This is a genomic window from Thainema salinarum CENA647 (genome assembly GCF_057732415.1).
On the sequence record NZ_JBYJZJ010000022.1, the window covers coordinates 5,895,879 to 5,921,318 of the forward strand.

The window sequence follows — 25,440 nt, forward strand, 5'->3', positions numbered from 1 at the left end:
TCATAAGACAAGGAGACGGGAAGAGGTGTTCCATGAGACGCTAAAAAGTTCCCCAACTCATAGCGACTCTTATGGAAGCACCTCTTCTCTATCGTCAACTGATGTCCCAACTGCGTCAATGGGTCAAGCCCAAAGACCAACGTCATTTGCAAGGCGTGGCCGAAACGGTCGCCGCGATTCTTTTGTCTAGCAGTGCCTGTCTCGGGAAATGGCTGGCCTACCTGAGTCATCGAGGCTGCCAAGCCCGAGCCCATATGGAACGGCTCAGTTACTTGCTGCACAACGAGCACATCAGTGCAGAACGATTCTATGCTCCACTGCTGCGTCATGCGCTGCAAGCCTTTCAAGACAGTGCGCTCACGCTCACGTTGGATACGAGTCTGCTGTGGAATCGATTCTGTCTGATTGAGGTCTGTCTGGTCTGGGGTGGACGCTCGTTGACACTGGCCCAAACGGTTGTAGAACATGGCAGTGCGACCGTCAGCTTTGAGACCTACTATCCGGTATTAGTGGCCGCCAAAGCCGTTCTGCCGCCGGGGTGTTCGGTCACCTTATTAGCCGACCGGGGCTTTGAACATGGAGAGTTGCTGCGATGCTTGGAGGACTGGCAGTGGGATTGGTTCATCCGAGCCAAGAGCGATTTGACGGTCACGTTAGCGACAGGGCACTCCTGTTGTGTCCAACAGTTACTGCCTCCACCGCAACAGGCTCATCTCTTTCATCAGGTGACAGTCTTGGAGACTGTTCACTGTCATCTGGCCACTGCACAGCAATCGATAGCTGCCGACCCATGGGCCGTTCTCTCGAGTCAACCCCCGTCTCTACAGACCTTTGCTCGCTATGGACAGCGCTTTGGCGGCATTGAGCCACACTTTAAGGATTACAAATCCGGCGGATTTGATGTCCTTGACTCGGGTTTGCGAGAGGCCCAAGCGCTCACCCGTCTCGTCATGCTGCTCGACATCGCCAGTTTGATTGCTCTGATGGTGGGCTGGATGCTGGTAAAAGCTGGGCAGCGCTCGAAACTGGACTGGCATAGTCAACGGGGACTGAGTTTTCTGCAACTGGGTCTTCGAGACCTGGCTCGACGCTGCTATCAACGGGTTGCTATTCCCATTCTCAATGCACTTCCCCGGCACAGTCCACCCACCGCTTGTGCCTCGCGGGGCAAGCAGGCCGCTCTCGACTGCCGCTTCGAGTTCTCTAAAGTGGTTGTATTCTCATCTTGAGACTCAAAACAGTTCATCAAAAGTTTTCTGCACCACTAAGGGATCGGGTGATGCAGGACGCAATACCGCTACAGCAATCTCAAACAGGACATGAACAGTAACCATACATGAAGGCTTTCTCAAAGATGAAGGTTTGCAGATGAGTCGCCAGATAAAAGAGGAGTTTGACCGAGCGAAAGGAGTGGCACAAGCGGGCAAATTTACGACTAAATCGCTTGGCCTGTAACCAAACATCTTCGACCGGATTTTGCTCGGGTGCATTAGGCGCAAGCTGAATGCAAGTGAGTTTCCAGTGCTGCTCTCGAGTACCATGATTCTGTTGACTCAGGTAGTTGCGAACCACCTTGGAACGGTGGTAGCTGGCTCCATCCCAGATGATGAAAAAGCGAGTGGACTCATCATACTGAGATTGAAGATACTTCAGAAAGGCCACGGTATTGTGCTGATTGCCTGCCTCATACTCATGAATAACAAAGCTCTTGCTCAAATAGTCCAAGGCTCCATAGTAGGTCTGCCGCTCTCGAATGGAGGCAATGGGGATGTCCACTCGCTGATTGCGCCGACTCCATCCATATCCACGGAGGTCTCCCCAGAGCAGATGGCACTCATCGAGAAACATCACTCGCACCTGCCCACTGGCGATCTCGGCTCGCCACTGAACCAGCAACTGTTGAATCTCGGCTTTTTTGCCTCGACTTTGGCCTCCTCTTGGCCCGGATGCACCGAGTGGGATTTCTTCCAGCTAAACCCTGCGTCTTTGAGCAGTTGGGTATAGCTTTGGGCTGAGCGATAGAGCACTCCATAGCGCTCTTCAATCTGCTCAACAAGCTCCTCTAGTGTCCACCAGTTTTTCTGCTGCAACCACTCAAAGATGTCCTGTTTCTGCTCGGCGCTTAAATAGCCTTGGGTGCCCCAGTAGTGGGATTTCAGTCCCTCGACTCCTCGCTCTTCATAGCGCTGGTGACTCGCACTAATAAATCCCAGAGAAACCTGTAGGATATCTCGGATCGCCCGATAGCTTTGACCTCTCTGGTGCAGTTGCACGGCCAAGGCGCGTTTCAGTTCTTGGGCAGAGGGATTACTTTGGATAAATTCTTCCAGGGAGGTCATGGCTGATTTACTTCGGTGAGGATAACTCTTTATTCTATTCTCCCTCGTTCATTACCTATTTGTGATTGCTGTATGAATGATTAATGGGCTTTATCTCTGCAATATTAAAGTAGTCTCTGGAGATCGAGAGTTAGTAGTATATCTAGAAGATATGTTGAAGCTTGGGTATTTAGGAAAAACAGCTTTGCGTGAACCGCTGAGTTCTGTAGAACAGATTCAACAAGAATTAAAGGAGTCTTTAGTTGCAGAAGGATACGAAACTCGGCAACAGATTATAGACTTGATACAAGAAATTAAGAGAGAGATGCTAGATGATAAAAGATCAGATTAGTCTCATGAGAGAAATCTTTCGTCTATCATTCATTCTGTAGTACAAGCCACTAAACTTAAAGCAAGTGGATTTAGAAAGAATTAAGCTTCTTGCATATTACTCAAAGAAATTTGAGAGGATACGGGTAGATCGTGCTCATGGCGTTGCGCCTCACAAGCCAATTCTATTGCTTTCAGTTATTGAACTCTTTGAACGCGAAGTAATTCATGAGAATCGAATTGAATTATCTAGACAAATCAATCGAACGTTTTTAAAGTATTGGAGCTATTTAGGATCGGCTAGTCATTATCCCGATATCTCACGACCGTTTTTCCATATGAAAAGCGGTAAATTTTGGCACTTATACGCCAATCCAGGTTTTGAGAAAGTTTTAGCTAAAAAGATAAAGTTAAAGACTCTGGCAGAGGTGAAACGTGCAATTAGCCATGCTTACTTAGATGAGGACTTGTTTGATTTTTTACAAGAACAATCTTTGCGTGATAGTTTACGGGCGGTTCTAGTCGGTCGATGGTTTCCAGGTAAACTGGATCAAGTTAAACAAATTTCACAGACTGATAGTTTTCAAGAGCCACCGGGGTACTTTATGAAAATGTACAGCACGTACATGAGAAAACTTGATGAAGCATAGTTAGTCTGGTTTACATTTATGAAAAAAGATTTGCACTACTACGCGAGAAAGTTCGCAAATCTCAATGTAAACCGAAATCGAGAGCGAGGAAGCGCTCCACATAAACCTATTTTGCTTATTTCAGTTCTTGAGTTGATTGAACAAGGAAAAATCTATAAGAACAGAATTCCTTTATCACCTGAACTAATTTCAACCTTCCTAAAATATTGGCGTAGCTTAGTAACAACTGATCATCGTTCTGATATATCACTTCCTTTTGTTCATTTAACAGGTGATAAATTTTGGCATCTTTACCTAGATTCAGACAGCGAAGCTACATCAGCTACTAAGTTAGGCCGTAAAGGAGTTACAGCAGTCAGAAAAACAGTTCAACACGCCTATTTTGATTCAGAGCTATTCTTTCTTTTGCAAAATCCTGAACAAAGAATAATTTTGCTAAAGGTTTTAATTGATACTTGGTTTTCTGAGCAAACTTCCGAAATTGAGCAACTTGCACTTGTAGATGAATTTGAAATCGTTAAAAATCGGCTTTTAAAAGAAGGAGGTGCGACATATAGCATCAAAGATCTAAAGAATGAAGAAAACATTGTTGTGAGGAATGGTGCGTTTCGAAGAATCGTAGTTTCCCTCTATGATCAACGTTGTGCATTTTGCCGTTTAAAAATCATTAGCTCTGATGCTCAGAATATTGTTGATGGAGCACACATTAAGCCGTTTTCGGAATTCAGAGATGATCGCTTTATTAATGGTTTAGCGCTTTGCAAAAATCATCATTGGGCTTTTGATCATGGTTGGTTTGGAATTAGCAATGATTATCGTATAGTTATTCCAAGAGATCGATTTACAGAAGAAATAGCAATAGAAAGCCGAGGAATGATGGATTTCAAAGGTGAGCAAATTGAGTTACCTACTGAGGATAAATTTAGACCCAGTTTAGAAGCGCTGAGTTGGCATAGAGAACGATGGGAAATCGCTTGATTCCTCAATCCAAAATAGTTATTTGAGTTAAGTGGCGTTATGAGATTCTTTATTCAACTGATTGGTTTTGCATTGATTCTGCTTGGAATTTATTTTTTGGGTCGAAACATATTCTTTACTACGAATGTTTATCCTTATTTTTGGCGTGGAATTGCTGCTGATCTCTCCATCTTGCTCTTAGTGCTCGGAACTGTATGGCTAGTTGCGTTGCCCATGAGTCTCAAAAGCTATGGTTGGATCTTTGTGGGAGTCAGCATCGTTTTGATCTTCGCTAGCAGTCGAGCCGTATTAAATCCAACTAGTTTATGGCAATTCTTCGTTTCGTTTGCATCAATGGCAATGGGTTATCGAATGCTTGCTACAGGTAGATTGCGGTTTTAGTCTAAGAGTTCATCTCCTAAATATAAAGAAACAAATGTTTCTGCTGCTTCAGAATTCATAGACTTTAGTGCTCTAACAATTTCAACGATTCTTTCACCAGATGGATCACGCTTTTCGTTGACCCATCGATAGACGTTGTTGCGTTCTACATCAAGAACCGCAGCAAGACTATATTGACTGATTTCATATTGCTCAAGTACCTGCTTGAGTGCTGCTCCTGCTTTTCCCATGCCTCCATCTTTCCAGAGGATGAAAAATATAATGGCATCAAAAGGGTTGACGCAGTCAGAACTGACGCCTATGATTATTGGCATCCAAATTGATGCCACACTTTAAGGCGACAACTATGCAAACCCAATCCTTCCTCTCCAACTCATCCGACTCCCCAGAAACCGTCTCTCTTTCCGTTTCCCTCAAACTCTACTCCTATCCCAAACGAGATCGCGAACCTGTCAAAATCCTCGTCATCGGCTCCAAACAATCCATCACCACCATCATCAACACCCTCCACCAGCTCGGCTTCGCCGAAACCTTCGAATGGACAGACTTCCTCTCCGCCCCCAATGCTGACCGTCCCCTGCAATTTCAACCCGGAGAAGTTATGAAAGCCCTGGTCAAATACCTGCCAAAAGAGTAGAACTGCTCTCCACTGATACCGAAATTCGTGCCGAAGAAGTGGAACAACTGCGAACTACAGGTGCGATCGCACAGGAATACCTGCTCCACTACGACCTCGCCACCCAGCAAACCACAGTAAAATCAGGATACTTCTGGTAAAGACAAACGAGCCATACCATGTCTTACAAAGACTTTACGCTGCCGCAGCTAGAAAAAAGCTTTGGCCTTGCCATTCAGAGCAGTCTAGATTTGTTTTCACGTCAAAATTTGGCACTTGAACTCAATCCTGCCTTTGTGAGTTCTCTGGAATACAGCACCACACTAGCCCTCTCCATCAATACCGAAAAAGCTCGTTCAGAGATGCTGATTGCCCCGATGTTGATTGAACTGAAACGCATGAGTTGCGATCGCATCAGTTTGTTTTCTGGGGTGGAATTTAATGTGGACACAGCCCAAGGTTTAAATGGGTTCTGCGACTTTATCATTAGCTTGTCAAGCCAGCAGCTTTATATACAAGCTCCGATTGCGATCGTATTTGAAGCCAAAAACGAAAATATCAAAGGTGGACTAGCTCAGTGTTTAGCGGCAATGCTAGCAGCTCAGCGCTTTAATCAAACCAATGAAAACGCAATTGACACCATTTATGGAGCTGTCACTACGGGTAATCAGTGGAAATTTCTCACCCTACAGCAAACAACCGCCTGCATTGACACCAAAGACTATTACATCGACCGTCTGGATCTGATTATGGGCATTTTGCACCGCATGACCGCAGACAACCGACCACTAACCGTTTCTGCCTAGAGCGAGTTTTACACCTATGCAAGCCCCCGTTGATCGCATCAAGCTTTCCCAATCCGCCAAAGACCAGCTCATCAAACTCAAGCGCGTCACCAAAATTAGCCAGTGGAATGTCCTCTGCCGCTGGGCTCTCTGCCGTTCCTTAGCAGAACCGTCGATTCCCTCACCTGTGCCGATCCCTGCCGATAGCAACGTCGAAATGACCTGGCAAATCTTCGGCGGCCCCATTGCCGATCAGCTTTTGCTCGCTCTCAAACAGCGCTGCCACAACGATGGCCTCGGTACCGACCCAGAAACACTTGCCACCCAACTCCGCCTCCATCTCCATCGCGGCATTGGTTATCTAGCAGGCGATCCAAACTTGAAGAGCATTGACGACTTGTGTCAGCTTGCGCTATCCAAATCGTCATAGTTCCACCAGATGACGTTCAATCTGCCAAAGCTGATCAGCTGTAAGCCAACGCTCATCTACCTGGCGTAAATCAACAATGTGTCGATCCGGGTCGATGTCTTTTAGGGCTTCGTAAGCCTGCCAGGAATTCTCCAGTTTCTTCCAATAGACCAGGGTGATGCCTGACCAGTAATTCAACGGTTGCGGCATCGCCAAGTCACCAATCACTCCCAAGCGCCCCACCGAAAAATCAGTGCGGAGTATCTCTGCTGCCTGTCGCGCAATCGCCCACCACTCGGCTTTTCTTGTTACATCGTGTCGTTCCCATTCCAGCCGTTGCTGCAACCCTTGCAGCCAAGCTTGAGGAGGCAATAACTTTGCTGCACTGGCGAGGCCAAACGTCATCAATAACATCGCCAAAACATTGCGGGTACCCAGTGTTGAGTCTATCAGCGGCTTCCCTTGCATGAACTCAAACTTTGCTCTGGGAGACCAGCTGATGTACTCCTCAAAGCTAATCGGCACTGGATTAACCTGAATATTGGGAATAAACAGCAGCGACCCCCATTTTGGCCCGTCGTCGCCTGCTAGCCGCTCAAAATCCTCAACCCGTTGCTCTACAACGAAAAAAGCCGGATCTATCGGATTGGGATCTTCTGCTGGCCAGAGTGCTGCCGGACAAAACGCCAACCCCGGAACACTGCTGGGGCGGTAAAAACCATCGGCTGCTACTGGTTGTAGCCGATAATGACCGTCGATGAGCCGATAAAACTCTACCCGCTCCCCTACCGGATCAATCAGCCAATATTCTGGCACTCCTGCTGCTTGATAGTATTCGTACTTCTGAGCGCGATCGCAGTCTTCATGTCCTGGCATCAGCACTTCTATAATGAGTTCTGCCGGCCCACTGACAAAAGAGCTGTAGAGTCGATTTAATTCAGCATTCTTAAAAAAGACTAAATCTGGAGTGAACCCGTTGTTCCCCAAACGCATTACGAAATCACGTCCTAGGGCTTCTCCACCAACGGCCTTGGCCAACCGAAACAGGCCCATCGTCAAATTTTGGCGAATGCGATGGTGTGACCAGGTGTTATCTGTGCTCCCAACGGATAAATCTTCTGGCGTAAACTCAACGTCTCTGGCCTGAGATTCCAGCGCCGTTAATTTTTCATCGATCGAGGCGACGGAGGAAATGCTCCATCCATAGCCTGTTGCCAATGCTGATAACCAAGTTTCAATGGGAGCCAGCGAGATCGCAGCCTCAGCGCCCCAGCTCTGTAAGATCTGTCGTAACAGCAGGCGGCTGCCAATCAGGGAATTGCCGACAATCAGTTGCCCGTCAATTAGCTCCAGCTTATTTTCCGGATGATGACGGGTGAAGTCTTCAAACCGCTCTTTTGGAGTTGGGTACATGGTGCGATCGCTATCCCTGAAACGTCTGAATCAACCACCGAGTTAGTGCCCCATCATCTTCAGTTTGACTGCGCTGCATGGCCTCTTCCACTGCTGACAATGCCAGTCCTGGTAAAACCTGAGAATCCTGAATCTCCCGGCTCCCACCATTTTCAACTGCAAACGAGATAACTTCTGACATTGCCACATTGACAACCCAATATTCCTGCACTCCCAATCGCTCATACAGAAGCCGCTTGCGTCCGAGGTCATCACTTAGGGTGGTTGAAGCAATTTCTACAGCAAGTTGAGGAGCGCCATACACTTCAATATCAACGGGCTGATTATTTCTGGGTGGCAGTTGGAAACTCTGTCCTAGATAAAACGCAATGTCGGGCTGAGCTTCTCGCTCTCCAGGTTTGCAAAAACTGGTATTGATGAGTTCGACGGCTCGGAGGTTTGTCAATCCGGCAAATAAACCAATAACCTTCAACACCACGGCATTATCCCGCCCATGCCAAGGGCCTAGCGCTGCCATCTCAATTCGCATCCATCCCTTGTCGTAGTAGCATCGAGCTTTTTCAAAATTGGGTCGGTCGCACAGCGCCACATACGATTCCCAGGTGGCAGGTACCCAGGAATCGGTTTCAATGCCCTGTGGACGTGATGCAGTATCGATCATGATTTTGATGTACTCAGCTATCACTCATGCTATCTAATTTCCCAAATAGCAACGGCTGCACGCTTCCATCCGGCAGAATCTCCTCAAACCATTCATCTCCTCTAGGGTCGTCACCGCTCCATTTTTCTGGATAGGTATTTGCCGCAATCAGCTCTTCGATTCGTGCTAATTCTTCCTCATTAATCAGGTCAATCTTCGGCATTTCCAACCGCTCAGCCGCCTGATTCACCTCAGCCTGAATCGCCAACACCTGCTCCAGCATCCAGCGCCGTGCGTCCATATGCAGTGGCCCTAGCCGATTTTGCTTGGCGGCAAGCGTACCGTCTTTTTTCACTTCCCCATGCTTGCGATGGCGATACTGAGGTTTCTTAATTTCCCAGTACAGGGGTCTCAACTTTTGCAGCGGTGCTAGGTATGACCACTCCGGCTGAGCCACCACCCGCTCCAGTGCTGCATCTTTTTGCACTAGGGGACAGCCGATGCAGCCCGTGCGAGCATTCAGCGGTTCTTCTCCCTCTGCCGTATCCTGACCGTAGACTTTTGCGATCGCATCCGTCGAAAAGCCCAGCATCGGAGCCTCAAACATCAGCCAGTCCCAGACATGGCACACTCGCCAGTGAACAATCGGTGCTAGCGTATCTGCCACAGCATTGGCCGACGTGTACTGAAACCAGCCCTGGCCGCATTCTCCACCATCCTTGGTGCAGCTCACGGCGATCCGCTGATCCCGAGCCGCACTTTCACCAATCCGCACGCCCGTCAGCATCAGGAACTTCTCACCCCGCTCCTGCCGCAGCGTTTCCAGTTCCCGCTCCATGCTCATCACTTTCAGCTTCGGAGTACACCAGCGAAACGTATTCGACGGCGGCGGCACTCCGCGCCCCAGCATATACACGAAATAGCGATGATCTAACTTGGGCAACACCACCCGCGTATCCATGCCGCGATCGCGCAGCTCATCTAAAATTTTCATTGCTGCCGAGTGCAGCGGCGGCAACTCCTGTCGCGTATCGGCATAGAGCACTGTAATACTTTCTGGTTGAGGAACACGCCCTGTTTCCAGCAGATGTGCCAGCAGCGTGACCGTAGCGGTGCTATCCTTGCCGCCCGAAAATGCGATCGCCCAGTGCCGATACAGTTGTCCATATTGCGTCAATGACTCCACCGTTAGCTCAATACTTTTCGGCAGCGTAAGACGGTCTTCTTCAAATAGGCTCAACGTTCGCATAGCAATCGTCCGATAACATCTGCTTAAATTACGGATTTAATATAAAACTTTGAAGATTGTAAGCCACTGGCAGCAAATCTTTATCTAACCACCATTAGTGCTTCAACGTGTATCTAGTCTACTAAACTTTCTATATATAGTGGCAAACGCTTGCACTAGTAGGTCTTTGTAGAACTGCACCCTATTTGTGGGGTAGTACAACCTCATCTCAACTCGGTACGGTGAGAAGAAACCTGTACGGGTGCCGCATTATGACTGCGATCGCATCGTCCCTGCAACTTCCCAATCTAAATGCTGTTTCGCTTCACGATATCAAACAGCACTGCCAGCAGAGCACTATCGGTAAACTTTTGCCAACCGCGCTCTATGTCCATCACTCAGCCTTAACAGCGCTGCACCCCTACCTGCAAGCCTACGAACAAGCCGCTCGAACCCGCTTATCAGCTCAGTGGGAACAGCTCAACGTTACACTAATCAAGTTCCAGTTTGACCAACTCAAGCTGTCTTACCTCACCTATCCTGACTTCGACGACGATCCCCATCCTGCTCTCGCCCACAGCCTACAAGTCGATTTGGTAACTGGGCAGGTTTGGTCACGCTCCTATGCCGATACCCAAAATCCACCTGTTCTGCACCGCAAGGAAGCCTTTGTCACCCCAGACTATCCTCACTACGACAAGTTTCAGTACTTAACCCGTCAGCAGGAAGCACTGGGTTTACTGGATAACTCTCGCGAAATTGGCTTTACCGATGCCTGGGCACAGCGTCTGATCCAAAGAGGAATTGAAATTCATGATCACGCCCTAGCTTGTGCGATCCAGTCAGCCAGAGCCAATCCTAAACCCAAAATTCAACGCCACAAAGCTGCGATCGCACGTGTCACTGCTTCCAAACCCGTTCGCCTAGCCGTTGAAGCTGGGTTATTTCCTTCCGGCACCACCTACTTCGACTACGGTTGCGGTCATGGAGCCGATATCGAGTATATCCAGCGACTCGGCCACATCAGCAGCGGCTGGGATCCTTACTTTCGCCCCGATCAGCCGAAGGTTTCTGCTCAGGTGGTCAATCTCGGCTATGTAATCAACGTAATTGAAGATACCGTCGAACGCCGAGAAGCCTTGATTAATGCGTGGCAACTGGCTGAAACCGTTCTCATCGTCGCAGCTCAAGTCCTGATCGATGACCGGACACGGGGCGTCATTGCCTATGGCGACGGCATCATCACCAGCCGCAACACCTTTCAGAAATACTACGAGCAGGAAGAACTGAAATTCTACATTGACCAAGTTCTTGGCGTAGACGCAATTCCAGTTGCGCTTGGCATTTACTTTGTCTTTCGGGATGAAGCTCAGGCTGAAACGTTTCGTGCTTCTCGCTTCCGTTCCCGCGCCAAAGCACCTCAGATTCGCCTCAAGGTCAGCAAGTTTGAGCAATACCGCGACCAGCTCCAGCCGCTGATGGACTTCTACACGGAGCGGGGCCGTTTACCGGCTGCCGATGAGCTAGGCACCGATGCCGTCAGTCCCATCCAGTCTCAGTTTGGCAGCATCAAACGAGCGTTCAAGCTGGTTTTACAAGCAACTGATGTCAATGAATGGGATGCGATCGCAGATAAGCGCCGTAATGACCTAATGGTGTATTTAGCACTCAGTCATTTTGGCAAACGCCCTAAGTTCAGAGATTTGTCTGCCACTGTCCAGCACGATATCAAAGCCCTCTTCGGCAGCTACCCACAAGCCTGCACCGCTGCCGACCTGATGCTAATGAGCCTGGGACAAACTTCGCTGATTGAAGAACGCTGTCGGCAGAGCCCCATTGGCCAGCAGCGACCTAACTCTCTTTGGGTACATGTCTCAGCGCTTGAACAGCTTGATCCACTGCTCCGCCTCTATGAAGGTTGTGCGTCTCGTACCATTGGCCGACCGGATGAAGCAACGGTCATCAAATTCCATTTGCAAAAGCCTCAGATCACCTACCTGTTCTATCCGGACTTTGATGATGAACCCCATCCGGCTCTCCACACCAGCATGGCAATTGGCCTACGGGATTTGCAGGTGCGATACCGCGATTACGACCTCGATAATCCGCCGCTGCTGCATCAGAAAGAGCAACTGATCACTGCCGACTATCCAAACTATGATAAGTTTGCCCGACTCAGCCAGCAGGAGCGGAAGTGGGGACTGCTCGACGATGTCAAAGCGATCTATGACCGTCGTGGCTGGCAGCACTGTTTAGCCGAGCATGGCGCAGAACTGCGGGGGCATCGAGTTGGGTGGCGAAAAGATGCTGATGAATATCAGAAAAAAATAGTGCGATCAGCTATTCGTACAAAATACAATAGCTAAGCGAGCTTATTTTTCTACAAAAGATGGCAAGAAGCGGCAAGAGAACAATAATAGAGGCAATTAAAGAGGTGATGACTCAACATGGAAAGCCCATGTCGGTCAAAGAAATATATAATTCCATTTTAGAAAAAGATCTTTATCAGTTTAAGGCCAAGAATCCTACGCATGTTGTAAATAGTCAGATCAGAAGACATTGCCAAGGACTAGAACAACAAGGCTCTTATTCAAAAACAAAATATTTTCGCAAAGAATCTAATGGAAAGTATTTCTATCTTGATAAGCCATATTTTGTCGAGGATTCAGAGAGTTCAGATGCTCAACAATCTCATCAAGATAACAAAGAAATACAGCAAGACGAATTTAGTTCTTATCAAACAGTGAGATCCATCATTGATTGGTTTCTATCTGAATTTGAGCCTTTATATGAAAGCAAGATTAATAGCTTTGAAGATTCTGAATATATAGATGTGATTGATGGACCTTACTTAACTCTTGATGTTATTAAAGATAAATTCTGGGATGAAGCATCTCCAACAGTCATCTCAAAGGCTGTAGAAAAACTGGAAGATGATTTCGAATGCTTTGAATGGTCCAAAATACCTAAAGATAGAGATATTAATAACTATTACCTTGAGAAACTTGGAACCAATCTTTATAAAGAGTTCATAACTTCTATCGGGTGTATAAACAAGCTGAGTCGCCCCACCGACGGCCCCTACACTTTAAGAAGTGAATTGGAAGCTCCGTTAAATAGACCTCTTGCACGAATAACTTGACTGGTTGAGAGCACCTGACAGAGACTCATAAAAGCCCTTAGTTCCAACCGCAATGACGTACGAACGGATCAGCCAACTCAAGCCGAATGACTTTCGCCGCTACTGCGGGGTCAGCCCCGAGTCCTTTGCCACAATGGCCAAAACCATTGCCCCTGGACTTCCTCAAGCCGGTCAGCGTGGAGGACAGCCCGGTTTCAGCGTGGAAGACCAACTGCTGATGACCCTGGAATACTGGCGAGAATATCGCACCTTCTTTCATCTGGCCGTGAGTTGGCAGACCTCTGAAGCAACGGTCTGCCGCACCATCACTCGAGTGGAAAATGAGCTGGCTGCCTGCGGTTACAGCAAGTTGCCGGGGCATAAGAGTCTCACAGAGGAGACAGACGCCACCTCAGAGGTGATTGTCGTGGATGTGAGCGAGTCACCGATTGAACGTCCGAAAAAAAACAGAAGCACTACTTCAGTGGCAAGAAACGCAAGCATACCTTAATGGTGCAGTTAGTCATCGACTTGGCCACATTGCAGGTGCTGCACACGGTCTATGGCAAGGGGCATGAAAACGACTTTGGTCTGTACAAACGCTCGAAATTACAACTCAATGAGAAGTTGGAGTTGCTGGCTGATAAGGGATACCAGGGAATTGCAAAGCTTCATAGCAAGAGTTTCATCCCCTGCAAAAAGCCACCCGGTGGGAAGCTGACTCCGACGCAGCGGGCTTACAATCGGGAGCTGGCCAAACTGCGTATCAAGGTCGAGCATGTTATCCGTCGGTTGAAAATATTTCGCATCTTGGCAGAACGCTATCGCAATCGTAGGAGACGCTTTGGGTTGAGGTTCAATCTGATTGCTTCGATTTACAACTGCCAGCTTGCTCAAACCACCGCTTAGATTCGTGCAAGAGGTCTAATAGAATGCTCTACGCAAATATTATTACTGCAATGGAAAGCTATTTATCGGATACTTTTAAGAAAATCGTGCTTTCAAAAGAGGATAAATTAAGATTATTTGTTGAGACAACAAAAGAGTTTCAACACCAAAAGATAAGTTTAAGCGATATATTCAATAGGATGGACAAAATAAAGCAAGAGGTTTCTGACTATCTTGCTGGAATTTCTTTTCATAATATTGGTAAGGTAGAGGCTTTGTATAGAGGAACTCTTGGGATAGAATTTCCGAAAGATTCCATGCGACGAATACATAAGGCGATTGCAATACGCCACGACATTGTCCATAGAAACGGTAAGAGTAATAATGACGGAAAAATTCATGATATCAATCATGAAGATATTAAATCTTTGTCTGCGGAAATTAAGTCGTTTTTGAGAGAGCTTGACAAAAAACTACGTCCTTTATTAAAGACATGATTTTCTACACTAAAATTTCCTTTGGCTAGGCGGCTGCCAACGTTCTGTTCCTCTACGAGTTGGTGTTCCTTGCTCTGTAAAAGTCCACACATCCCGCTTACGCTGTGGTCCATAGCTGATGTGAATGGGGCGTTCTGCACCGTAATAGTAAAGCGAATCAAACGGCAACTGCTGAGCGACGATCCAATCCACTAGCTGATCACTGGGCAAATCGCAAATCTTGAAATCACAGGCAGCTCCAGCGCGATCGCAAAAATATTTCCCATTACGATTCAACTCATGGGCCATATGCTGATCTAAATTGGGACTGACCTTACCGTTCTTCAACCCTGTTACTGGATCTTTTTGGGCTAGCCACCGCTTCAAATCCGTTGAGCAAAACCCATAGGTAAGCTGAAACCTCTCCCGTCCAAATCGATCAATCACCGGATCGACAATATGTTGACACAAATCCTCTATTGCCGGAATCGTTTCATCCAGGTTACTGGGAAATGGATTAATTTTGTCAGCGTACTTGCGATAGGTCTGTGTACAGCGACAAAACTCATCTAGTGTTAGGTATCTCCCTAAACACTGTGCTGATTTCACTGTACATCTCCTTATAATGGGCGGTACTGGGCTCGAACCAGTGACATCCTGCTTGTAAGGCAGGCGCTCTACCAACTGAGCTAACCGCCCGTATCGGGTGGCGTGCGTTTCCTGCGCACAGTTATAAACTATAACAGACCTTTGGCGCAGTTGTGCAAGAGAATCGAGAAATTTGAGCAATTTTTTTGACAAGTATTGGTTTAAAATCCCCAAAAGCCTTTAGCTAGAAGGCTTTCAGCTTCGCTAATTCAGCCCAAAAAAATCTGCTGACTACAGAGTTTGATACAATTGCACCATTTTCAGACGCGCCTATACGGCGAACGTACAATCATGCCCTCTGGTCGCACCCACGATCGCATTACCCTGTGGTGTTTACCCATCGTTGCCGTTGGCACCTACGTGCTGACACAGCAGCTCACATGGATGCTGATTGCCTCTGGCGGATTTCTGTTTGGCGGCCTGATGTTTGGCCCCGACCTGGATATTCATTCCGTGCAGTATAAGCGCTGGGGCATTCTACGCTGGATTTGGCTGCCCTACCGCAAGAGTATGCACCATCGCTCATCCCTCTCCCACGGGCCAATCCTCGGAACCGTGCTGCGGGTGGTTTACTTTTTGCTGTGGCTGGTGCTCTTTGGGCTAATTGCGATCGCACTTCTCCAGTCCCTCGGCATCGCCAGCGTCACCCACGCCGATCTAGGCGATCAGCTAGAGCAGATGGTGCGTCAGCATCCCGCAGAATGGCTAATTGGGCTAATTGGCCTGGAGTTGGGAGCCTTGAGCCACTATGTCAGCGACAGTACGCTTTCAACCTATAAGCGGGTACGTAAACAGGGGCTAGCAGGATTGAAGCCAAAAAAAGCAAAAAAATCGCGCCGCAAATCATCACGCAGTAGAAAGCGATAAATTAGAAACGGCTTGTTTCGCAGTCATCACCCATCCCCTTCTCCTTACAGGTGAAGCAGAGCCGGATCGGAAGTCCCTCTCCCTGTGGGCTACTGCTTATACACATCTAAATAGTCCTTCTAAATCCCGGACTGATCCCCCTAAATCCCCCTTAAAAAGGGGGAACTTTGAGCAGGTTCCCCCTTTTTTAAGGGGGGCTAGGGGGGATCTCAACGTTGAAACGGAGTCTAGAGACTTGTGTGTACACAGTAGCCTTGTGAGAGAAGCAGAACCGGATCGGAAGTCCCTCTCCCCGTGGGAGAGGGATTTAGGGTGAGGGCAATCGCAATCTTTCCCATCCCAACCACTAATCCTTTTTGCCCATGTCTAATCCTCCTTTCAATCACCAAGCTTTAGAAAACAACGCTGCGCCAGATTCCACCCTGCAAGCGTTGCAGCGCTTAATTGATGTCGTGGCACAGTTGCGTAATCCCGATGGCGGCTGCCCGTGGGATTTGGAGCAGACGGCAGAGACGCTGACGCCCTACGTGATTGAGGAAGCCTATGAGGTAGTGGATGCGATTCAGGGAGGCAACCCAGCCGATATCGCCGAGGAACTGGGCGATTTGCTGCTCCAGGTGGTTTTGCAGGCTCAGATTGCGCGGGAGCAGAACCAGTTTGACCTGGGCCAGATTGCCGATGGCATTGCCGAGAAGCTGGTGCGGCGGCATCCCCACGTGTTTGGAGATGAGTCCGTAGACAATGTGGACGACGTGCGGCGCAACTGGGAGCAGATTAAAGCCGAGGAAAAAGCCGATACGGAAGATCCCACCAAGCTAACGCCCAAACTGACCCGCTACGCCCGCAGCCTGCCGCCGCTGATGGCCAGCATGAAAATCTCCAAGAAGGCTGCCAAAGCGGGCTTTGAGTGGGACGACGTGAATGGTGTGTGGGACAAATTCCATGAGGAACTAGACGAATTTAGAACTGCGATCGCAGATGAACCTCAGGAAAATCAGGAAGCGGAACTGGGCGATCTGTTATTTACGCTAGTCAACATCGCCCGCTGGCACGACCTTGATCCTGCCGAAGCCCTCCAGGGCACCAATCGGCGCTTCATTCAGCGGTTTGGTCTAGTCGAGTCCGTGGCGACTCGTCCGCTGGAGGATTATTCAATTGAAGAGCTAGAGGGACTGTGGCAAAAAGCCAAAGCTAAAATTCTGGCGGAGCGATCGCAGGCTGATTGATTCGAACTCGCAATGCAGCGATTTAGATTGCCATCTATCTCAAGATTAATTTCGATAAATATTTGCCCAACGCTGATCCAGATTGCGATCGCTTGGGTAGAATTAAGCCCAGTTAATGGTTTAAATGGCAAATCTGGGGGTCGGATACCAGATTTGGCCCAGATCCAAGATATTCTCTGGATCTGCACTCAATGGATAGCGTTTCGAGATCAATACCTGAATTTAAGGTGTGCTTGTCGGTTGGTTATGGCTGCTTGTTTCGGCTTCAGTTTTGCAGTTGAAGTCGTTTGAAGTTGTTGAAGGTTAAATTGCTGCAGTGTTGGCTGTTTAATTTGATTTGCTGATTAAGTTTGACTATTAATTTGAACTGGATGGATAGACGCTTGGTGATGGTGTAATTAGCACCATCTCGTGTCGCGAAATTTTGAGTGAAATTTTGAATTTTCTGTGCTGGTCTGGAGCCTTCTAGATCAGGAATTGTGATTCATCGGGTTACTCACTGATTTGAAGTCCGGTTGAAACCCATGATTGCGCATTGACATAGGACCTTGGAGCATCGCGGGATATCTATTGCGATTAACCATTCGCGGAGATAGAGACGGTTGGACAACCTGCGATCGCTAAAGTCGCAATTGCATGAATAAACCTCAAGATGGCTTGCCAGAGAGCGGTGTACCGATGGTGTAACCGTTGTGAGCAAGTTGTCTCCTGTGGATTCGATTCTCCACCGTCGAATCTGCGTTTGTTATTCATTCAACGAGATTCCTCCTATGTTTTGGCGATATACCTGGCGGGATAGTGTTCCGCTCACCATTACGTTGCTACAGCTAGTGCTGAATATTTGGCTGGCCGTTACCTGGGCTAGTCGTCCGCTGGCTCACAATTTGTTTTTTCTGCCGCTATGCATCTTTTTGTTTTGGTATAACGGGCTGGTTTCTAGCCATAATTTCGTTCATACCCCCTGGTTTAAGTGGGATGTGCTGAATCGGATCTATGCCATTTTGAATTCCGTGAATTTGGGTGTGCCGCAGGTTCACTATCGCTACGAACATTTTGCTCACCACCGCTACAATAACGACCGCCAAGGGCCAGATGGTCGCACCCTCGATCCCACCTCGTTGTTCGCCTACGGCAAAAATGGCGCACCCGAAGCGCTGCTGTCCTACTGCTGCCTCGGCCCGTTGCGGATTGATCTGAGCGAGTATCTGGACGAGATTCGGCGCAACAACGACACCGATCAGTTCATCGTCGAGCTGATGGCCTGCGGGTTCAGCATCGTGGCCTTCTTCATTGTGTCCTGGCAGTATGCGCTGTGCATTTGGCTACCCGTCATGTACGCGGGCTGGGTGCTAGAGCACGTCGAGAACTATTACGAGCACTTTGGCACCACGCCAGAAGACCGCTACGCCAATTCCACCAGCTACTACGGTCGCTTGTATAACCTGCTGTTTTGCTACGAAGGCTATCACCAAGAGCATCACCTGCGCCCCAACATCCACTGGATGCACCGCCCTAAAGTTCGCCAGGAACTTGCTGTTCGCTTAGCCCAAAGCGATCGCGTGATTCTGCGCGTCCCGCCCGCCCTGGGTATTTTCGATCATCAGCGGATTCGTCGCCGCTATCAGATGAGCCAACCCGTTGAAGTCTTTGCCGCTGATCAAACGGTATCGACCTCAATGCGAAGTACCAAAGTAGACGCGTGAGGGTGATATCAAGTTTGTGTATCAGAACCCAATTGATTTTTCGTGAAACGTTTGCGGAGCAAACGTTTCACGAAAAATCAATTATGGGTTTTCAACCAGACTTGATATGAGGCGTAGGGACACGGCATGCCGTGTCCCTACCTAGTTGAACCTTCGCTCCTCAGCCGACCAGGTTTTGAGCTGAAATGTATTGGCCTGACGAACGACCAGCGTTGAGCCACTGGAGTCGCTCAATTGTGCGATCGCAGTTAGGGTTTGCCCCGGTTGATTCAGGTCGCTATACAGTAGCAGTCCATTGGCTGAAAAGATGAGCGTGCGGGAGGCGACTGTCTCAAGCTGAGCGGCGCGATCGCTGACGTACGAAAGCTGATGTAGGTCGGGAGAGGAGAGGCTGAGCACCAATTCATCCTGACCATCTCCGGTTACATCGAATCGGCGAATCGGCCAGCTTTGCATCTGTTGCAGAACCGCCATAACGTTTTGTACGGGGACTGACACAACATATTGAGTCTGCTGGAGATGGGGCCACAGTACCGTCCACAAATCCTGGGCCAGTTGAGGATTCTCCTGATAGAGCGCTCCGAACGAATCCGGTGCGGGAATCGATTGCCAGTTGAAGGCAGTAGCAGTGGCCGCCAGCGCGGTACTCGCAGTCGGCACGTCCGCAGGTGCATCGCCCAACGCCAGGAGCTGCAAGCGATTGCCCTGTTGCTTAACTGCCTGTATCTGAGCATTCACGCCGTAGGAATCCAGCATGGAGTCCCAACTGGTCAGGCGCATGTAGCTGTCCTGATGTAATCCCAGCGCTTTCCAGAGAGGCGTCGCCTGCTTCGGTAGCGTGGCGCTGGCGGGTAGCTGCCAGCGCTGTCCATCGTGAAACTGCGTAACATCAATGACGTACCAGGTTTGTCCAGCAGGTGGGGTTGATGATAGCGGCTGGCTAGGCCAGAGCCACTGGTTCAGTTGGAGAGTTCCAGGTGCGATCGCACTTGCTGTCCCGACGATCCGACTGGTCGTGGGTAAATTGGACGTGCTGGCCGTATTCTTTGCCCCTGTGGTTGCAGCGTCAGACGCAGTAGACGCATTGACTAAAACCGTGCCGTCTGACTCATCAATCAGGCTCAGCAAATGGCGAACCCGCGCTTCGGTTGCGGCGGAAGGATTGGGCTGCTGTTTCAACCAGACATAGGCCGCATTCGGGTCATCCTGAATCGCCAGCAGCAGGCCGCCCCAAGTGCGGATATCAAGCTGGTTGGGGGAGATTTGCAGCGCCGTCTGTACACGACCCCACAGCTTACCAGAGTCCGATTTGAGTAAGCTGAGCATGTCCTGACGAGCGCTGTCCGGCTGCTGCTCAAATAGAGTCAGCCCATCGTCCCAGCGACCATCCACCAAATAAGCCAGTAGCTGCTGGCTGGGGCTTGACCACTGGCTATTAGCTTGCGCCTTGGTTTCCTGGGCGTGTAGCTCGATAAGCTGATACTGAGCTTCGGTGGCTTCTGTCCAGTTTCTGGCAGCATCTTTGACGGGGCGCAAGGTCTGAAGTGCGGCTGACCATAGGCCTTTCTGGGCCAGTCGCAGCGCGTTGTGATAGGCTTTGTCGTTCAGAATTTGATTGGTAAAGGAAATCTCTTCTAGCTGATCGAGCCGCTTGACGGTCGGCACATCCACGAGCTGATACCCTTTGAAAGTTGGCTCTAGGGCAACGGTCTGATTCACCACCAGTTCCGGCGGCGCTGCACCCGATAGTTCCCGCCAAGTCGGCAGCTGATCGGCTGGACTCGTCCAGGAGAGCTGAAAATTGAGCCGTCGCTGGTCAGCATCATAGTGCAAGACTTGACCATACAGCACCGGATCGCCACTGAGCGTGTATTTCCCCTGCAGCGTAAACCAGCGGCCTGTATCGGGCGCGTTGTCCTGCAAGGCGACTAATTCGGTGAGGGACAAGATGCGATCGCTCCCTTCCGGTAATCCCAGCGCCTCCTGACGCGGACGTAAGACAAAGTTTTCGCTCAGTCCGTTGACGTAAAGCTGATCAACGGGGATAAATCTCTGGTCAGGCTGGGGCGGCCAGCTACTGGGCTGAGTAGGCCGATAGACGCGCAGTTCGGCGATCCGGGTGCAGTTCGTTTCACAACCGTTCCGACGATCTAGTAGCGGCAGAAGAAACGGACGAGGTTGGGTCGGATCAAAGCCGTCTTCATGCAGCGAGATAGGTTCACCAACCTCTAGCTCGGCAGTTTTGATACCCGCCTCAATGTCTGACCAGAGCTGAGCTTGGGGTTCTGCCTTGTTAATGTCGCGCCACTCGGGCCACACCTTGTCCAGCAGCGTATCGGCACTAGGATTCATCACCAGTTGATAGCCCGTATAAAGCCCTGCCCCGACCAAGGCCAACATGCCCGCCACGCTGGAGATCAGCACCGTGCTGCCGATCATGCGCCAGATGATCCGAGCGGCTGAGTTCGTTGGTGGCTGCTTTTTAGACGCGGCTGAACGCTGGGCGAGGGCAGATCGATTGGGTTTTGACAGAGAGCGGTGGGGAGGGACGGGAGCGCGCGATTTGTCAGGAGAACCAGGCATGACGAAAGCTTAGGAGATCCTAGGGAACATGGGCGTAGACAAGTGGAATTTTGCCGCTAAATGTCCGATTGGTGACTAAAATTAGCCACTCGTTAATACTTGTTCATACAGATGCCCCGCTGCTTCCCAGGTATAGCACTGTTCAATCAGTTCGCGCCCATTCCGAGACAGATCTTGTCGTAACGTTGAATTTTCGAATAAATGCGCGATCGCAGCTACATATTCTTCAACAGTATTGGCGCGTAAGGCCCGCAGCGGCTGATTCGGCAAATCCACCTCTAATCCCTCTAATCCGCGATCGCTGCCGATAACCGGAATTCCAGCCGCCATTGCTTCTAACGTTTTGTTTTTGATGCCAAATCCCGTCCGCATGGGCACGACGCAAACAGTGGCCCGATGCAGATAATCCACCATTGACGGCACGCGACCCGTAACGGTAATTCCGGGCTGCTCCCCAAACGCCTGAATCTCCGGCACTGGACGGGAGCCGACCAGCGATAACTTTGCATCCCCATAGCGCTGCCGCACCAGCGGCCACACCTCCCGACAGAAAAACAGCACCGCGTCAATATTGGCAATGTTATCCATCGCGCCAATGAAGACCAGATGATGCCCCCCGGATCGCTTTGCCGAACGGGAAATGCTTCTAGATCCACGCCATTGGGAATCACCGCAATCTGGCTACCGGGACTAAACGCCTGCATCTGCTGCTGATCATCTTCGGTTGTCACCACAATCCGGGAAAACTTCTGGCAGTACTGCTTTTCGTATCGCCAGAGCAGGGGAAGATTAATGCGATCGCGGATTGGATTTTCGCTGGTGCCCGTACTGAGCTGATTCTTGCAGGTGCCGTAGACGGAACTGTGAATATTCACGACGGTGCGAACCGTTTTCTGAAACGCAGGCCGCACATAGATTTCGTTGACGCTATGTTCGCAGGTGATTGCGTCTACCTTTTGATCCTGGACGGCCTGATCAACCCAGGCTTGAATTTGTGGCGAATAGAGATGCTGCACATGGGGCGGAACACCCTGAACGGCAAACTGACCGAGCCGCGCCAGCTTATCCCACTTGCCTGAAGCGGGTTCCGCTGTTGGGGCTTCCGTCAGGCGCAAATCCGTCACCCACTGCCGCAGTCCCGCCACTTCCTCATCGGTCACATCGGTTGTGCGCTGGGTAATCAGCGTAATCTCGTGCCGCTGACTCAAGTACTTCAGCAGATTAAACGTCCGTACCTGCGTGCCTCCCCGCGTGGGCGGATAGGGAAACGTGGACGACAGCATCAAAATTCTCATGGGCAATCGAGGATAATTAGAACGCCACTTTCATAGTTCCCTATAACAATCGCAATCACCGAACTTACCCAAGCTTTAGCCTGAAGAATCAGCTTACTCTTCTTGGAGTACTGGAGCTTGAAATGTTGAACTTTCCAGAATCTCGATGATTAGGTTTTGTAAATCCTCAAATTCTGAGTAGTTCTCACATTCTGATGCAACAACACCTTCCGGCTGGAATGAGACCAAAGTGATTGGTTCATCATAAATAGTATTTTGGTAATAACCAATTAATCCGCTAGATGAACTAATCGAAAATAACCAGTCCGGGAATTCGATCCAAGTATTCCAGAAGGGATCTTCATGAATTACACCTCGAAACGTTACTCGGTTGTCAGCAAAGACACTACCACAGGGTGCTCCTATTATCTCTTCATCATAGACACGTAAATTGGAAATCAAATATGTCCACTCTGTGGTGAATCCTTCAATATGAAAAAAAGGATGATCCAGAAGCGGTGGTTCATCGCTAACGCTGCCCGAACGAGTCATATAAATCAGTGTCTCTCTAACTTCTTGTGGTAAATCTTGCTTTAATTCAAACGTAAAACCTAGCTCATACAGATCACTCATGCCCTTTCTTTTCATCCTGCTGACCGCAGGGCTATTATTCCCAGCCTTTTACAGGGAAACGGTACTAATAAGACATCACCAAGTTCATAGGTCATCATAGGCGGCATCCTCTGGATTGTCCCAAACGGCAGCAAAAGCAGGCTCAGATGCTTGTGCAGCGGCGTTTACAATTTGTTGATCTCGGTATCGTTGGCTCAGAAAATCGATGAAATCCTCAATTTCGGCGAGTTGAGTAGGAGAGAATTGCCGAATCTTCTCGATAATCTTCTGTTCTTGTTCCGATAACACTTGCATAAATTCCTCTAACTCTAGATGGGTTGGGCTTGTTTCTGGGAAACCTATCTTTAAGTTTATTAAACGTCTGCGCTGGCTATGCCCCCCAAAGTTTCGATCACGATCCCGACGCATAATCGCCGTGATTTGCTGGAAAATGCGATCGCAAGTGTCTTGCGTCAGACCTACACAGATTTTGAGCTAATCGTGTGTGACGATGGTTCCACTGACGATACGGCGGATTTCATGGCGAGTTTAACCGACTCGCGCATTCGCTACCTTCGGCATGTGAACAACATCGGCAAGAGCAACAACATGCGCTCCGGCTTTGATGCAGCGCAGGGTGAGTATTTCCTCAAATTCGACGACGACGACCGGATTACGCCCGATTTTCTCAGCCAAACGGTGGCGGTACTTGACTCCCATCCCGACATTGACTTTGTCAGTACCGATCACTGGATTATCGACATCCACAATGCGCGTCAGCTAGAGGCCACCGAGGCCAATAGCCAAAAATGGCAGCGCCACCGCTTACCCGCAGGCCGAGTCGAAAACCTGCTGCACATCACCTTCGTTCGCCAAAGTCTGCAAATTGGTGCCAGCCTATTTCGGCGGCAAGCGCTGATAGACGTGAACTACATGCGCCCCAACCTGCAAAACTGCGAAGACAATGATTTGCTAGTGCGACTTGCGATCGCAAATAAGCAGGCTTACTACTTACCTGAGCGCTTGATGGAGTACCGAGTCCACGCCGGACAGCAGGGCTTGAAACGTGCGATTCAGTATTTAAAAGACGAAATTCAGTATCTGGAAAACTTCCAGTTCGACGTGAAAACCATTGAAGCCTGTCGCCTCAATCGTCTGCGGGATACCCAACTGACGCTGGGACTGCGCCTGATTGAACTGGGCCAAATCGAACAGGGACGGCAGTATCTACAAGCCGGACAAAGTTCGTCTGCGAAGAAAGCCAAAGTTGGCCTGATGCTTTCGTACTTGCCGCGTCCATTACGGGCGGCAGCGTTTGGCGTTCTCCGATAACTGTTGTTCTAGTTGTTCGTTCACAGATTTGACCTATGACTCTGCTGCTGAAAGCGCTCCGTTCACCGCATAAGGCCATTCGCAAAGCCACTGTTTTGCTAGAGCACGAGTGGCAGGATTGGCTGCGATCGCAAACCCAACAGGACACATTTAGTCAGGTCATCAACCAGCACGAAATTCGTATCGTCGGTCTGCGGCGAACGGGTAATCACGCCCTGATCACCTGGATTCAAGAACAGGCCACGGGCACCACGCAGCATCTCAACAACCTGATTCCGCTGGAAAATCCCTATCGCTACAAGTACGAGCATCTGCGGGACTATTACCCAGAACACGGCTGGCAAGCGGAACGCTATCGGCAGGAAGCGATTGGCAACTTCGTCAAGAAAGACTGGTTTCTCTACAGCTACGAAGATCACGACCTCACGCAAATCACCAGCGACTCGTTTGAGCGCAAGCACGACCTCTATGTCGGATATAGCCAAGCTCGCTGCGACCTGCTGATTCTGCGCGATCCGTTTAATCTATTTGCCAGTCGGCTCAAGAATGAATACCTGGACGTAGCCGCACCGGGCAAAAGCATGGTGGAGCTGTGGCTGGACTACGCCAGAGAATTCGTCGGTGAGACGAACTACCTGACGCATAACAAGCTTTGTGTCAACTACAACCAGTGGGCTAACGATGTCGCCTACCGTCAGCAAGTCGCGGAGCACTTGGGACTCGACTTTACCGATGCGGGCATTAACAAAGTCGGCTCTTGGGGTGGTGGCAGCTCATTTGAAGGCCAGGAATTTTGCGATCGCGCCCACAAAATGGACGTTACCAACCGCTGGAAGCATTTCCTCAACGATGAACGCTACCGTCAGCTCTTCCAGCACCCAGAACTCTGGGACTATTCCGAGCGCATTTTTGGTCATATTGCAGGGACGGAAGATCTGAAATCTTAGATTGGGGCATGGTGA

Annotated in this window: 29 protein-coding genes, 1 tRNA gene and 1 pseudogene; 17 read left to right on the forward strand and 14 right to left on the reverse strand. The window is 49.5% G+C overall.

Annotated features, from left to right (window positions below; genetic code table 11):
* The first annotated feature begins 71 nt into the window (after window positions 1-71).
* Window positions 72-1,229 (forward strand): transposase, encoded by a 1,158-nt coding sequence (locus tag AC286M_RS32670; RefSeq protein ID WP_488205777.1) that lies wholly within the window; start codon window positions 72-74, stop codon window positions 1,227-1,229.
* Between the two features lie 79 nt (window positions 1,230-1,308).
* Here the strand turns inward: AC286M_RS32670 and AC286M_RS32675 are convergent, their stop codons facing one another.
* Together AC286M_RS32675 and AC286M_RS32680 are read right to left on the reverse strand one after the other, a co-directional pair.
* Window positions 1,309-1,896 carry a transposase gene (locus AC286M_RS32675; protein ID WP_488203438.1) on the reverse strand — a complete coding sequence of 196 codons (588 nt, stop codon included), beginning with the start codon at window positions 1,894-1,896 and terminating at the stop codon, window positions 1,309-1,311.
* Window positions 1,848-2,339, reverse strand: coding sequence for a helix-turn-helix domain-containing protein (locus AC286M_RS32680; protein ID WP_488203439.1), 492 nt, complete (start codon window positions 2,337-2,339; stop codon window positions 1,848-1,850). The genes AC286M_RS32675 and AC286M_RS32680 overlap by 49 nt, the downstream gene beginning before the upstream one ends.
* Before the next feature lie 76 nt (window positions 2,340-2,415).
* On the opposite strand from AC286M_RS32680, the gene AC286M_RS32685 reads away from it, so the two are divergent.
* From AC286M_RS32685 to AC286M_RS32695, 3 genes are all read left to right on the forward strand, one after another.
* Window positions 2,416-2,670, forward strand: a complete 255-nt coding sequence (locus tag AC286M_RS32685; protein WP_488208379.1) for a hypothetical protein — start codon at window positions 2,416-2,418, stop codon at window positions 2,668-2,670.
* 64 nt (window positions 2,671-2,734) lie between these two features.
* Complete coding sequence (locus AC286M_RS32690) at window positions 2,735-3,298, forward strand: hypothetical protein (RefSeq protein WP_488208380.1); 564 nt, start codon at window positions 2,735-2,737, stop codon at window positions 3,296-3,298.
* A gap of 18 nt (window positions 3,299-3,316) precedes the next feature.
* Window positions 3,317-4,276 carry an HNH endonuclease gene (locus tag AC286M_RS32695; RefSeq protein ID WP_488208381.1) on the forward strand — a complete coding sequence of 320 codons (960 nt, stop codon included), beginning with the start codon at window positions 3,317-3,319 and terminating at the stop codon, window positions 4,274-4,276.
* Window positions 4,277-4,653: 377 nt separating this feature from the next.
* Here AC286M_RS32695 and AC286M_RS32700 read toward each other — a convergent pair whose 3' ends face one another.
* Entirely contained in the window at window positions 4,654-4,986 is a 333-nt protein-coding gene (locus tag AC286M_RS32700) for a helix-turn-helix domain-containing protein (RefSeq protein WP_488208382.1), read from the reverse strand.
* A 17-nt stretch (window positions 4,987-5,003) separates the two neighbouring features.
* Here AC286M_RS32700 and AC286M_RS32705 point away from each other — a divergent pair, with 17 nt between their 5' ends.
* The 3 genes from AC286M_RS32705 to dndE all read left to right on the forward strand — a co-directional run bounded on the left by AC286M_RS32705 (window position 5,004) and on the right by dndE (window position 6,488).
* Window positions 5,004-5,294, forward strand: coding sequence for a hypothetical protein (locus tag AC286M_RS32705; RefSeq protein WP_488208383.1), 291 nt, complete (start codon window positions 5,004-5,006; stop codon window positions 5,292-5,294).
* A gap of 158 nt (window positions 5,295-5,452) precedes the next feature.
* Window positions 5,453-6,079 (forward strand): hypothetical protein, encoded by a 627-nt coding sequence (locus AC286M_RS32710; protein WP_488208384.1) that lies wholly within the window; start codon window positions 5,453-5,455, stop codon window positions 6,077-6,079.
* Window positions 6,080-6,095: 16 nt separating this feature from the next.
* Complete coding sequence (gene dndE, locus AC286M_RS32715) at window positions 6,096-6,488, forward strand: DNA sulfur modification protein DndE (RefSeq protein ID WP_488208385.1); 393 nt, start codon at window positions 6,096-6,098, stop codon at window positions 6,486-6,488.
* Here the strand turns inward: dndE and AC286M_RS32720 are convergent.
* The 3 genes from AC286M_RS32720 to AC286M_RS32730 are packed head-to-tail and all read right to left on the reverse strand — an operon-like array spanning window position 6,483 to window position 9,769.
* Window positions 6,483-7,880: a Uma2 family endonuclease gene (locus AC286M_RS32720; RefSeq protein WP_488208386.1), complete on the reverse strand. Its 1,398-nt coding sequence runs from the start codon at window positions 7,878-7,880 to the stop codon at window positions 6,483-6,485. The genes dndE and AC286M_RS32720 overlap by 6 nt on opposite strands.
* Window positions 7,881-7,890: 10 nt before the next feature.
* On the reverse strand, window positions 7,891-8,541 hold the full coding sequence (locus tag AC286M_RS32725) for a Uma2 family endonuclease (RefSeq protein WP_488208387.1): 651 nt from the start codon (window positions 8,539-8,541) through the stop codon (window positions 7,891-7,893).
* 13 nt (window positions 8,542-8,554) lie between these two features.
* Window positions 8,555-9,769, reverse strand: coding sequence for a phosphoadenosine phosphosulfate reductase domain-containing protein (locus AC286M_RS32730; protein WP_488208388.1), 1,215 nt, complete (start codon window positions 9,767-9,769; stop codon window positions 8,555-8,557).
* A 221-nt stretch (window positions 9,770-9,990) separates the two neighbouring features.
* Here AC286M_RS32730 and AC286M_RS32735 point away from each other — a divergent pair, with 221 nt between their 5' ends.
* From AC286M_RS32735 to AC286M_RS32755, 5 genes are read left to right on the forward strand one after another with little or no spacing between them, the layout of a single operon-like run.
* Complete coding sequence (locus AC286M_RS32735; protein ID WP_488208389.1) at window positions 9,991-12,114, forward strand: DNA phosphorothioation-associated putative methyltransferase; 2,124 nt, start codon at window positions 9,991-9,993, stop codon at window positions 12,112-12,114.
* A 23-nt stretch (window positions 12,115-12,137) separates the two neighbouring features.
* On the forward strand, window positions 12,138-12,890 hold the full coding sequence (locus tag AC286M_RS32740) for a winged helix-turn-helix domain-containing protein (RefSeq protein ID WP_488208390.1): 753 nt from the start codon (window positions 12,138-12,140) through the stop codon (window positions 12,888-12,890).
* Window positions 12,891-12,942: 52 nt separating this feature from the next.
* Entirely contained in the window at window positions 12,943-13,380 is a 438-nt protein-coding gene (locus AC286M_RS32745) for a transposase family protein (protein ID WP_488204802.1), read from the forward strand.
* Window positions 13,380-13,778, forward strand: coding sequence for a transposase family protein (locus tag AC286M_RS32750; protein WP_488204803.1), 399 nt, complete (start codon window positions 13,380-13,382; stop codon window positions 13,776-13,778). The genes AC286M_RS32745 and AC286M_RS32750 overlap by 1 nt, the downstream gene beginning before the upstream one ends.
* Before the next feature lie 23 nt (window positions 13,779-13,801).
* Window positions 13,802-14,254, forward strand: a complete 453-nt coding sequence (locus tag AC286M_RS32755; RefSeq protein ID WP_488208391.1) for a HEPN domain-containing protein — start codon at window positions 13,802-13,804, stop codon at window positions 14,252-14,254.
* Between the two features lie 9 nt (window positions 14,255-14,263).
* Here the strand turns inward: AC286M_RS32755 and AC286M_RS32760 are convergent, their stop codons facing one another.
* Together AC286M_RS32760 and AC286M_RS32765 are read right to left on the reverse strand one after the other, a co-directional pair.
* On the reverse strand, window positions 14,264-14,842 hold the full coding sequence (locus tag AC286M_RS32760) for a hypothetical protein (protein ID WP_488208392.1): 579 nt from the start codon (window positions 14,840-14,842) through the stop codon (window positions 14,264-14,266).
* Between the two features lie 17 nt (window positions 14,843-14,859).
* Window positions 14,860-14,932 (reverse strand) — tRNA-Val (locus tag AC286M_RS32765).
* 240 nt (window positions 14,933-15,172) lie between these two features.
* Here AC286M_RS32765 and AC286M_RS32770 point away from each other — a divergent pair.
* Together AC286M_RS32770 and mazG are read left to right on the forward strand one after the other, a co-directional pair.
* Complete coding sequence (locus tag AC286M_RS32770; RefSeq protein WP_488208393.1) at window positions 15,173-15,748, forward strand: metal-binding protein; 576 nt, start codon at window positions 15,173-15,175, stop codon at window positions 15,746-15,748.
* A gap of 362 nt (window positions 15,749-16,110) precedes the next feature.
* On the forward strand, window positions 16,111-16,974 hold the full coding sequence (gene mazG, locus AC286M_RS32775; RefSeq protein WP_488208394.1) for a nucleoside triphosphate pyrophosphohydrolase: 864 nt from the start codon (window positions 16,111-16,113) through the stop codon (window positions 16,972-16,974).
* Window positions 16,975-17,550: 576 nt separating this feature from the next.
* Here mazG and AC286M_RS32780 read toward each other — a convergent pair.
* The gene (locus AC286M_RS32780) at window positions 17,551-17,727 is read right to left on the reverse strand and encodes a hypothetical protein (protein WP_488208395.1); all 177 of its coding nucleotides are present in this window, start codon (window positions 17,725-17,727) and stop codon (window positions 17,551-17,553) included.
* A 17-nt stretch (window positions 17,728-17,744) separates the two neighbouring features.
* Between AC286M_RS32780 and AC286M_RS32785 the strand changes: the two genes are divergently transcribed.
* On the forward strand, window positions 17,745-18,677 hold the full coding sequence (locus tag AC286M_RS32785) for a fatty acid desaturase family protein (RefSeq protein WP_488208396.1): 933 nt from the start codon (window positions 17,745-17,747) through the stop codon (window positions 18,675-18,677).
* Window positions 18,678-18,818: 141 nt separating this feature from the next.
* Here AC286M_RS32785 and AC286M_RS32790 read toward each other — a convergent pair whose 3' ends face one another.
* The 5 genes and pseudogenes from AC286M_RS32790 to AC286M_RS32810 form a co-directional block, all read right to left on the reverse strand.
* Window positions 18,819-21,260, reverse strand: coding sequence for a hypothetical protein (locus AC286M_RS32790; protein WP_488208397.1), 2,442 nt, complete (start codon window positions 21,258-21,260; stop codon window positions 18,819-18,821).
* 81 nt (window positions 21,261-21,341) lie between these two features.
* On the reverse strand, window positions 21,342-21,848 hold the full coding sequence (locus AC286M_RS32795; protein ID WP_488208398.1) for a glycosyltransferase family 4 protein: 507 nt from the start codon (window positions 21,846-21,848) through the stop codon (window positions 21,342-21,344).
* 116 nt (window positions 21,849-21,964) lie between these two features.
* A pseudogene (locus AC286M_RS32800) lies at window positions 21,965-22,555 on the reverse strand (glycosyltransferase); the annotation flags it as partial.
* Between the two features lie 93 nt (window positions 22,556-22,648).
* On the reverse strand, window positions 22,649-23,167 hold the full coding sequence (locus tag AC286M_RS32805) for a hypothetical protein (protein ID WP_488208399.1): 519 nt from the start codon (window positions 23,165-23,167) through the stop codon (window positions 22,649-22,651).
* An 84-nt stretch (window positions 23,168-23,251) separates the two neighbouring features.
* Window positions 23,252-23,461, reverse strand: coding sequence for a toxin-antitoxin system, antitoxin component, Xre family protein (locus AC286M_RS32810; RefSeq protein ID WP_488208400.1), 210 nt, complete (start codon window positions 23,459-23,461; stop codon window positions 23,252-23,254).
* Window positions 23,462-23,539: 78 nt separating this feature from the next.
* Here AC286M_RS32810 and AC286M_RS32815 point away from each other — a divergent pair, with 78 nt between their 5' ends.
* Window positions 23,540-24,478, forward strand: coding sequence for a glycosyltransferase family 2 protein (locus tag AC286M_RS32815; RefSeq protein ID WP_488208401.1), 939 nt, complete (start codon window positions 23,540-23,542; stop codon window positions 24,476-24,478).
* A 35-nt stretch (window positions 24,479-24,513) separates the two neighbouring features.
* A complete protein-coding gene (locus AC286M_RS32820) occupies window positions 24,514-25,425 on the forward strand; it encodes a hypothetical protein (RefSeq protein WP_488208402.1) in 912 nt (303 codons plus the stop codon).
* The last annotated feature ends 15 nt before the right edge of the window (window positions 25,426-25,440 follow it).

Excerpts from the sequence above, each read along its gene's own strand:
- AC286M_RS32670 (WP_488205777.1), top strand. The coding sequence starts at position 72 with ATGGAAGCACCTCTTCTCTATCGTCAACTGATGTCCCAACTGCGTCAA.
- AC286M_RS32680 (WP_488203439.1), bottom strand. The coding sequence starts at position 2,339 with ATGACCTCCCTGGAAGAATTTATCCAAAGTAATCCCTCTGCCCAAGAA.
- AC286M_RS32685 (WP_488208379.1), top strand. The coding sequence starts at position 2,416 with ATGATTAATGGGCTTTATCTCTGCAATATTAAAGTAGTCTCTGGAGAT.
- AC286M_RS32695 (WP_488208381.1), top strand. The coding sequence starts at position 3,317 with ATGAAAAAAGATTTGCACTACTACGCGAGAAAGTTCGCAAATCTCAAT.
- AC286M_RS32705 (WP_488208383.1), top strand. The coding sequence starts at position 5,004 with ATGCAAACCCAATCCTTCCTCTCCAACTCATCCGACTCCCCAGAAACC.
- AC286M_RS32710 (WP_488208384.1), top strand. The coding sequence starts at position 5,453 with ATGTCTTACAAAGACTTTACGCTGCCGCAGCTAGAAAAAAGCTTTGGC.
- dndE (WP_488208385.1), top strand. The coding sequence starts at position 6,096 with ATGCAAGCCCCCGTTGATCGCATCAAGCTTTCCCAATCCGCCAAAGAC.
- AC286M_RS32720 (WP_488208386.1), bottom strand. The coding sequence starts at position 7,880 with ATGTACCCAACTCCAAAAGAGCGGTTTGAAGACTTCACCCGTCATCAT.
- AC286M_RS32725 (WP_488208387.1), bottom strand. The coding sequence starts at position 8,541 with ATGATCGATACTGCATCACGTCCACAGGGCATTGAAACCGATTCCTGG.
- AC286M_RS32730 (WP_488208388.1), bottom strand. The coding sequence starts at position 9,769 with ATGCGAACGTTGAGCCTATTTGAAGAAGACCGTCTTACGCTGCCGAAA.
- AC286M_RS32740 (WP_488208390.1), top strand. The coding sequence starts at position 12,138 with ATGGCAAGAAGCGGCAAGAGAACAATAATAGAGGCAATTAAAGAGGTG.
- AC286M_RS32745 (WP_488204802.1), top strand. The coding sequence starts at position 12,943 with ATGACGTACGAACGGATCAGCCAACTCAAGCCGAATGACTTTCGCCGC.
- AC286M_RS32750 (WP_488204803.1), top strand. The coding sequence starts at position 13,380 with ATGGTGCAGTTAGTCATCGACTTGGCCACATTGCAGGTGCTGCACACG.
- AC286M_RS32755 (WP_488208391.1), top strand. The coding sequence starts at position 13,802 with ATGCTCTACGCAAATATTATTACTGCAATGGAAAGCTATTTATCGGAT.
- AC286M_RS32770 (WP_488208393.1), top strand. The coding sequence starts at position 15,173 with ATGCCCTCTGGTCGCACCCACGATCGCATTACCCTGTGGTGTTTACCC.
- mazG (WP_488208394.1), top strand. The coding sequence starts at position 16,111 with ATGTCTAATCCTCCTTTCAATCACCAAGCTTTAGAAAACAACGCTGCG.
- AC286M_RS32780 (WP_488208395.1), bottom strand. The coding sequence starts at position 17,727 with ATGAATAACAAACGCAGATTCGACGGTGGAGAATCGAATCCACAGGAG.
- AC286M_RS32785 (WP_488208396.1), top strand. The coding sequence starts at position 17,745 with ATGTTTTGGCGATATACCTGGCGGGATAGTGTTCCGCTCACCATTACG.
- AC286M_RS32790 (WP_488208397.1), bottom strand. The coding sequence starts at position 21,260 with ATGCCTGGTTCTCCTGACAAATCGCGCGCTCCCGTCCCTCCCCACCGC.
- AC286M_RS32795 (WP_488208398.1), bottom strand. The coding sequence starts at position 21,848 with ATGGATAACATTGCCAATATTGACGCGGTGCTGTTTTTCTGTCGGGAG.
- AC286M_RS32805 (WP_488208399.1), bottom strand. The coding sequence starts at position 23,167 with ATGAGTGATCTGTATGAGCTAGGTTTTACGTTTGAATTAAAGCAAGAT.
- AC286M_RS32810 (WP_488208400.1), bottom strand. The coding sequence starts at position 23,461 with ATGCAAGTGTTATCGGAACAAGAACAGAAGATTATCGAGAAGATTCGG.
- AC286M_RS32815 (WP_488208401.1), top strand. The coding sequence starts at position 23,540 with ATGCCCCCCAAAGTTTCGATCACGATCCCGACGCATAATCGCCGTGAT.
- AC286M_RS32820 (WP_488208402.1), top strand. The coding sequence starts at position 24,514 with ATGACTCTGCTGCTGAAAGCGCTCCGTTCACCGCATAAGGCCATTCGC.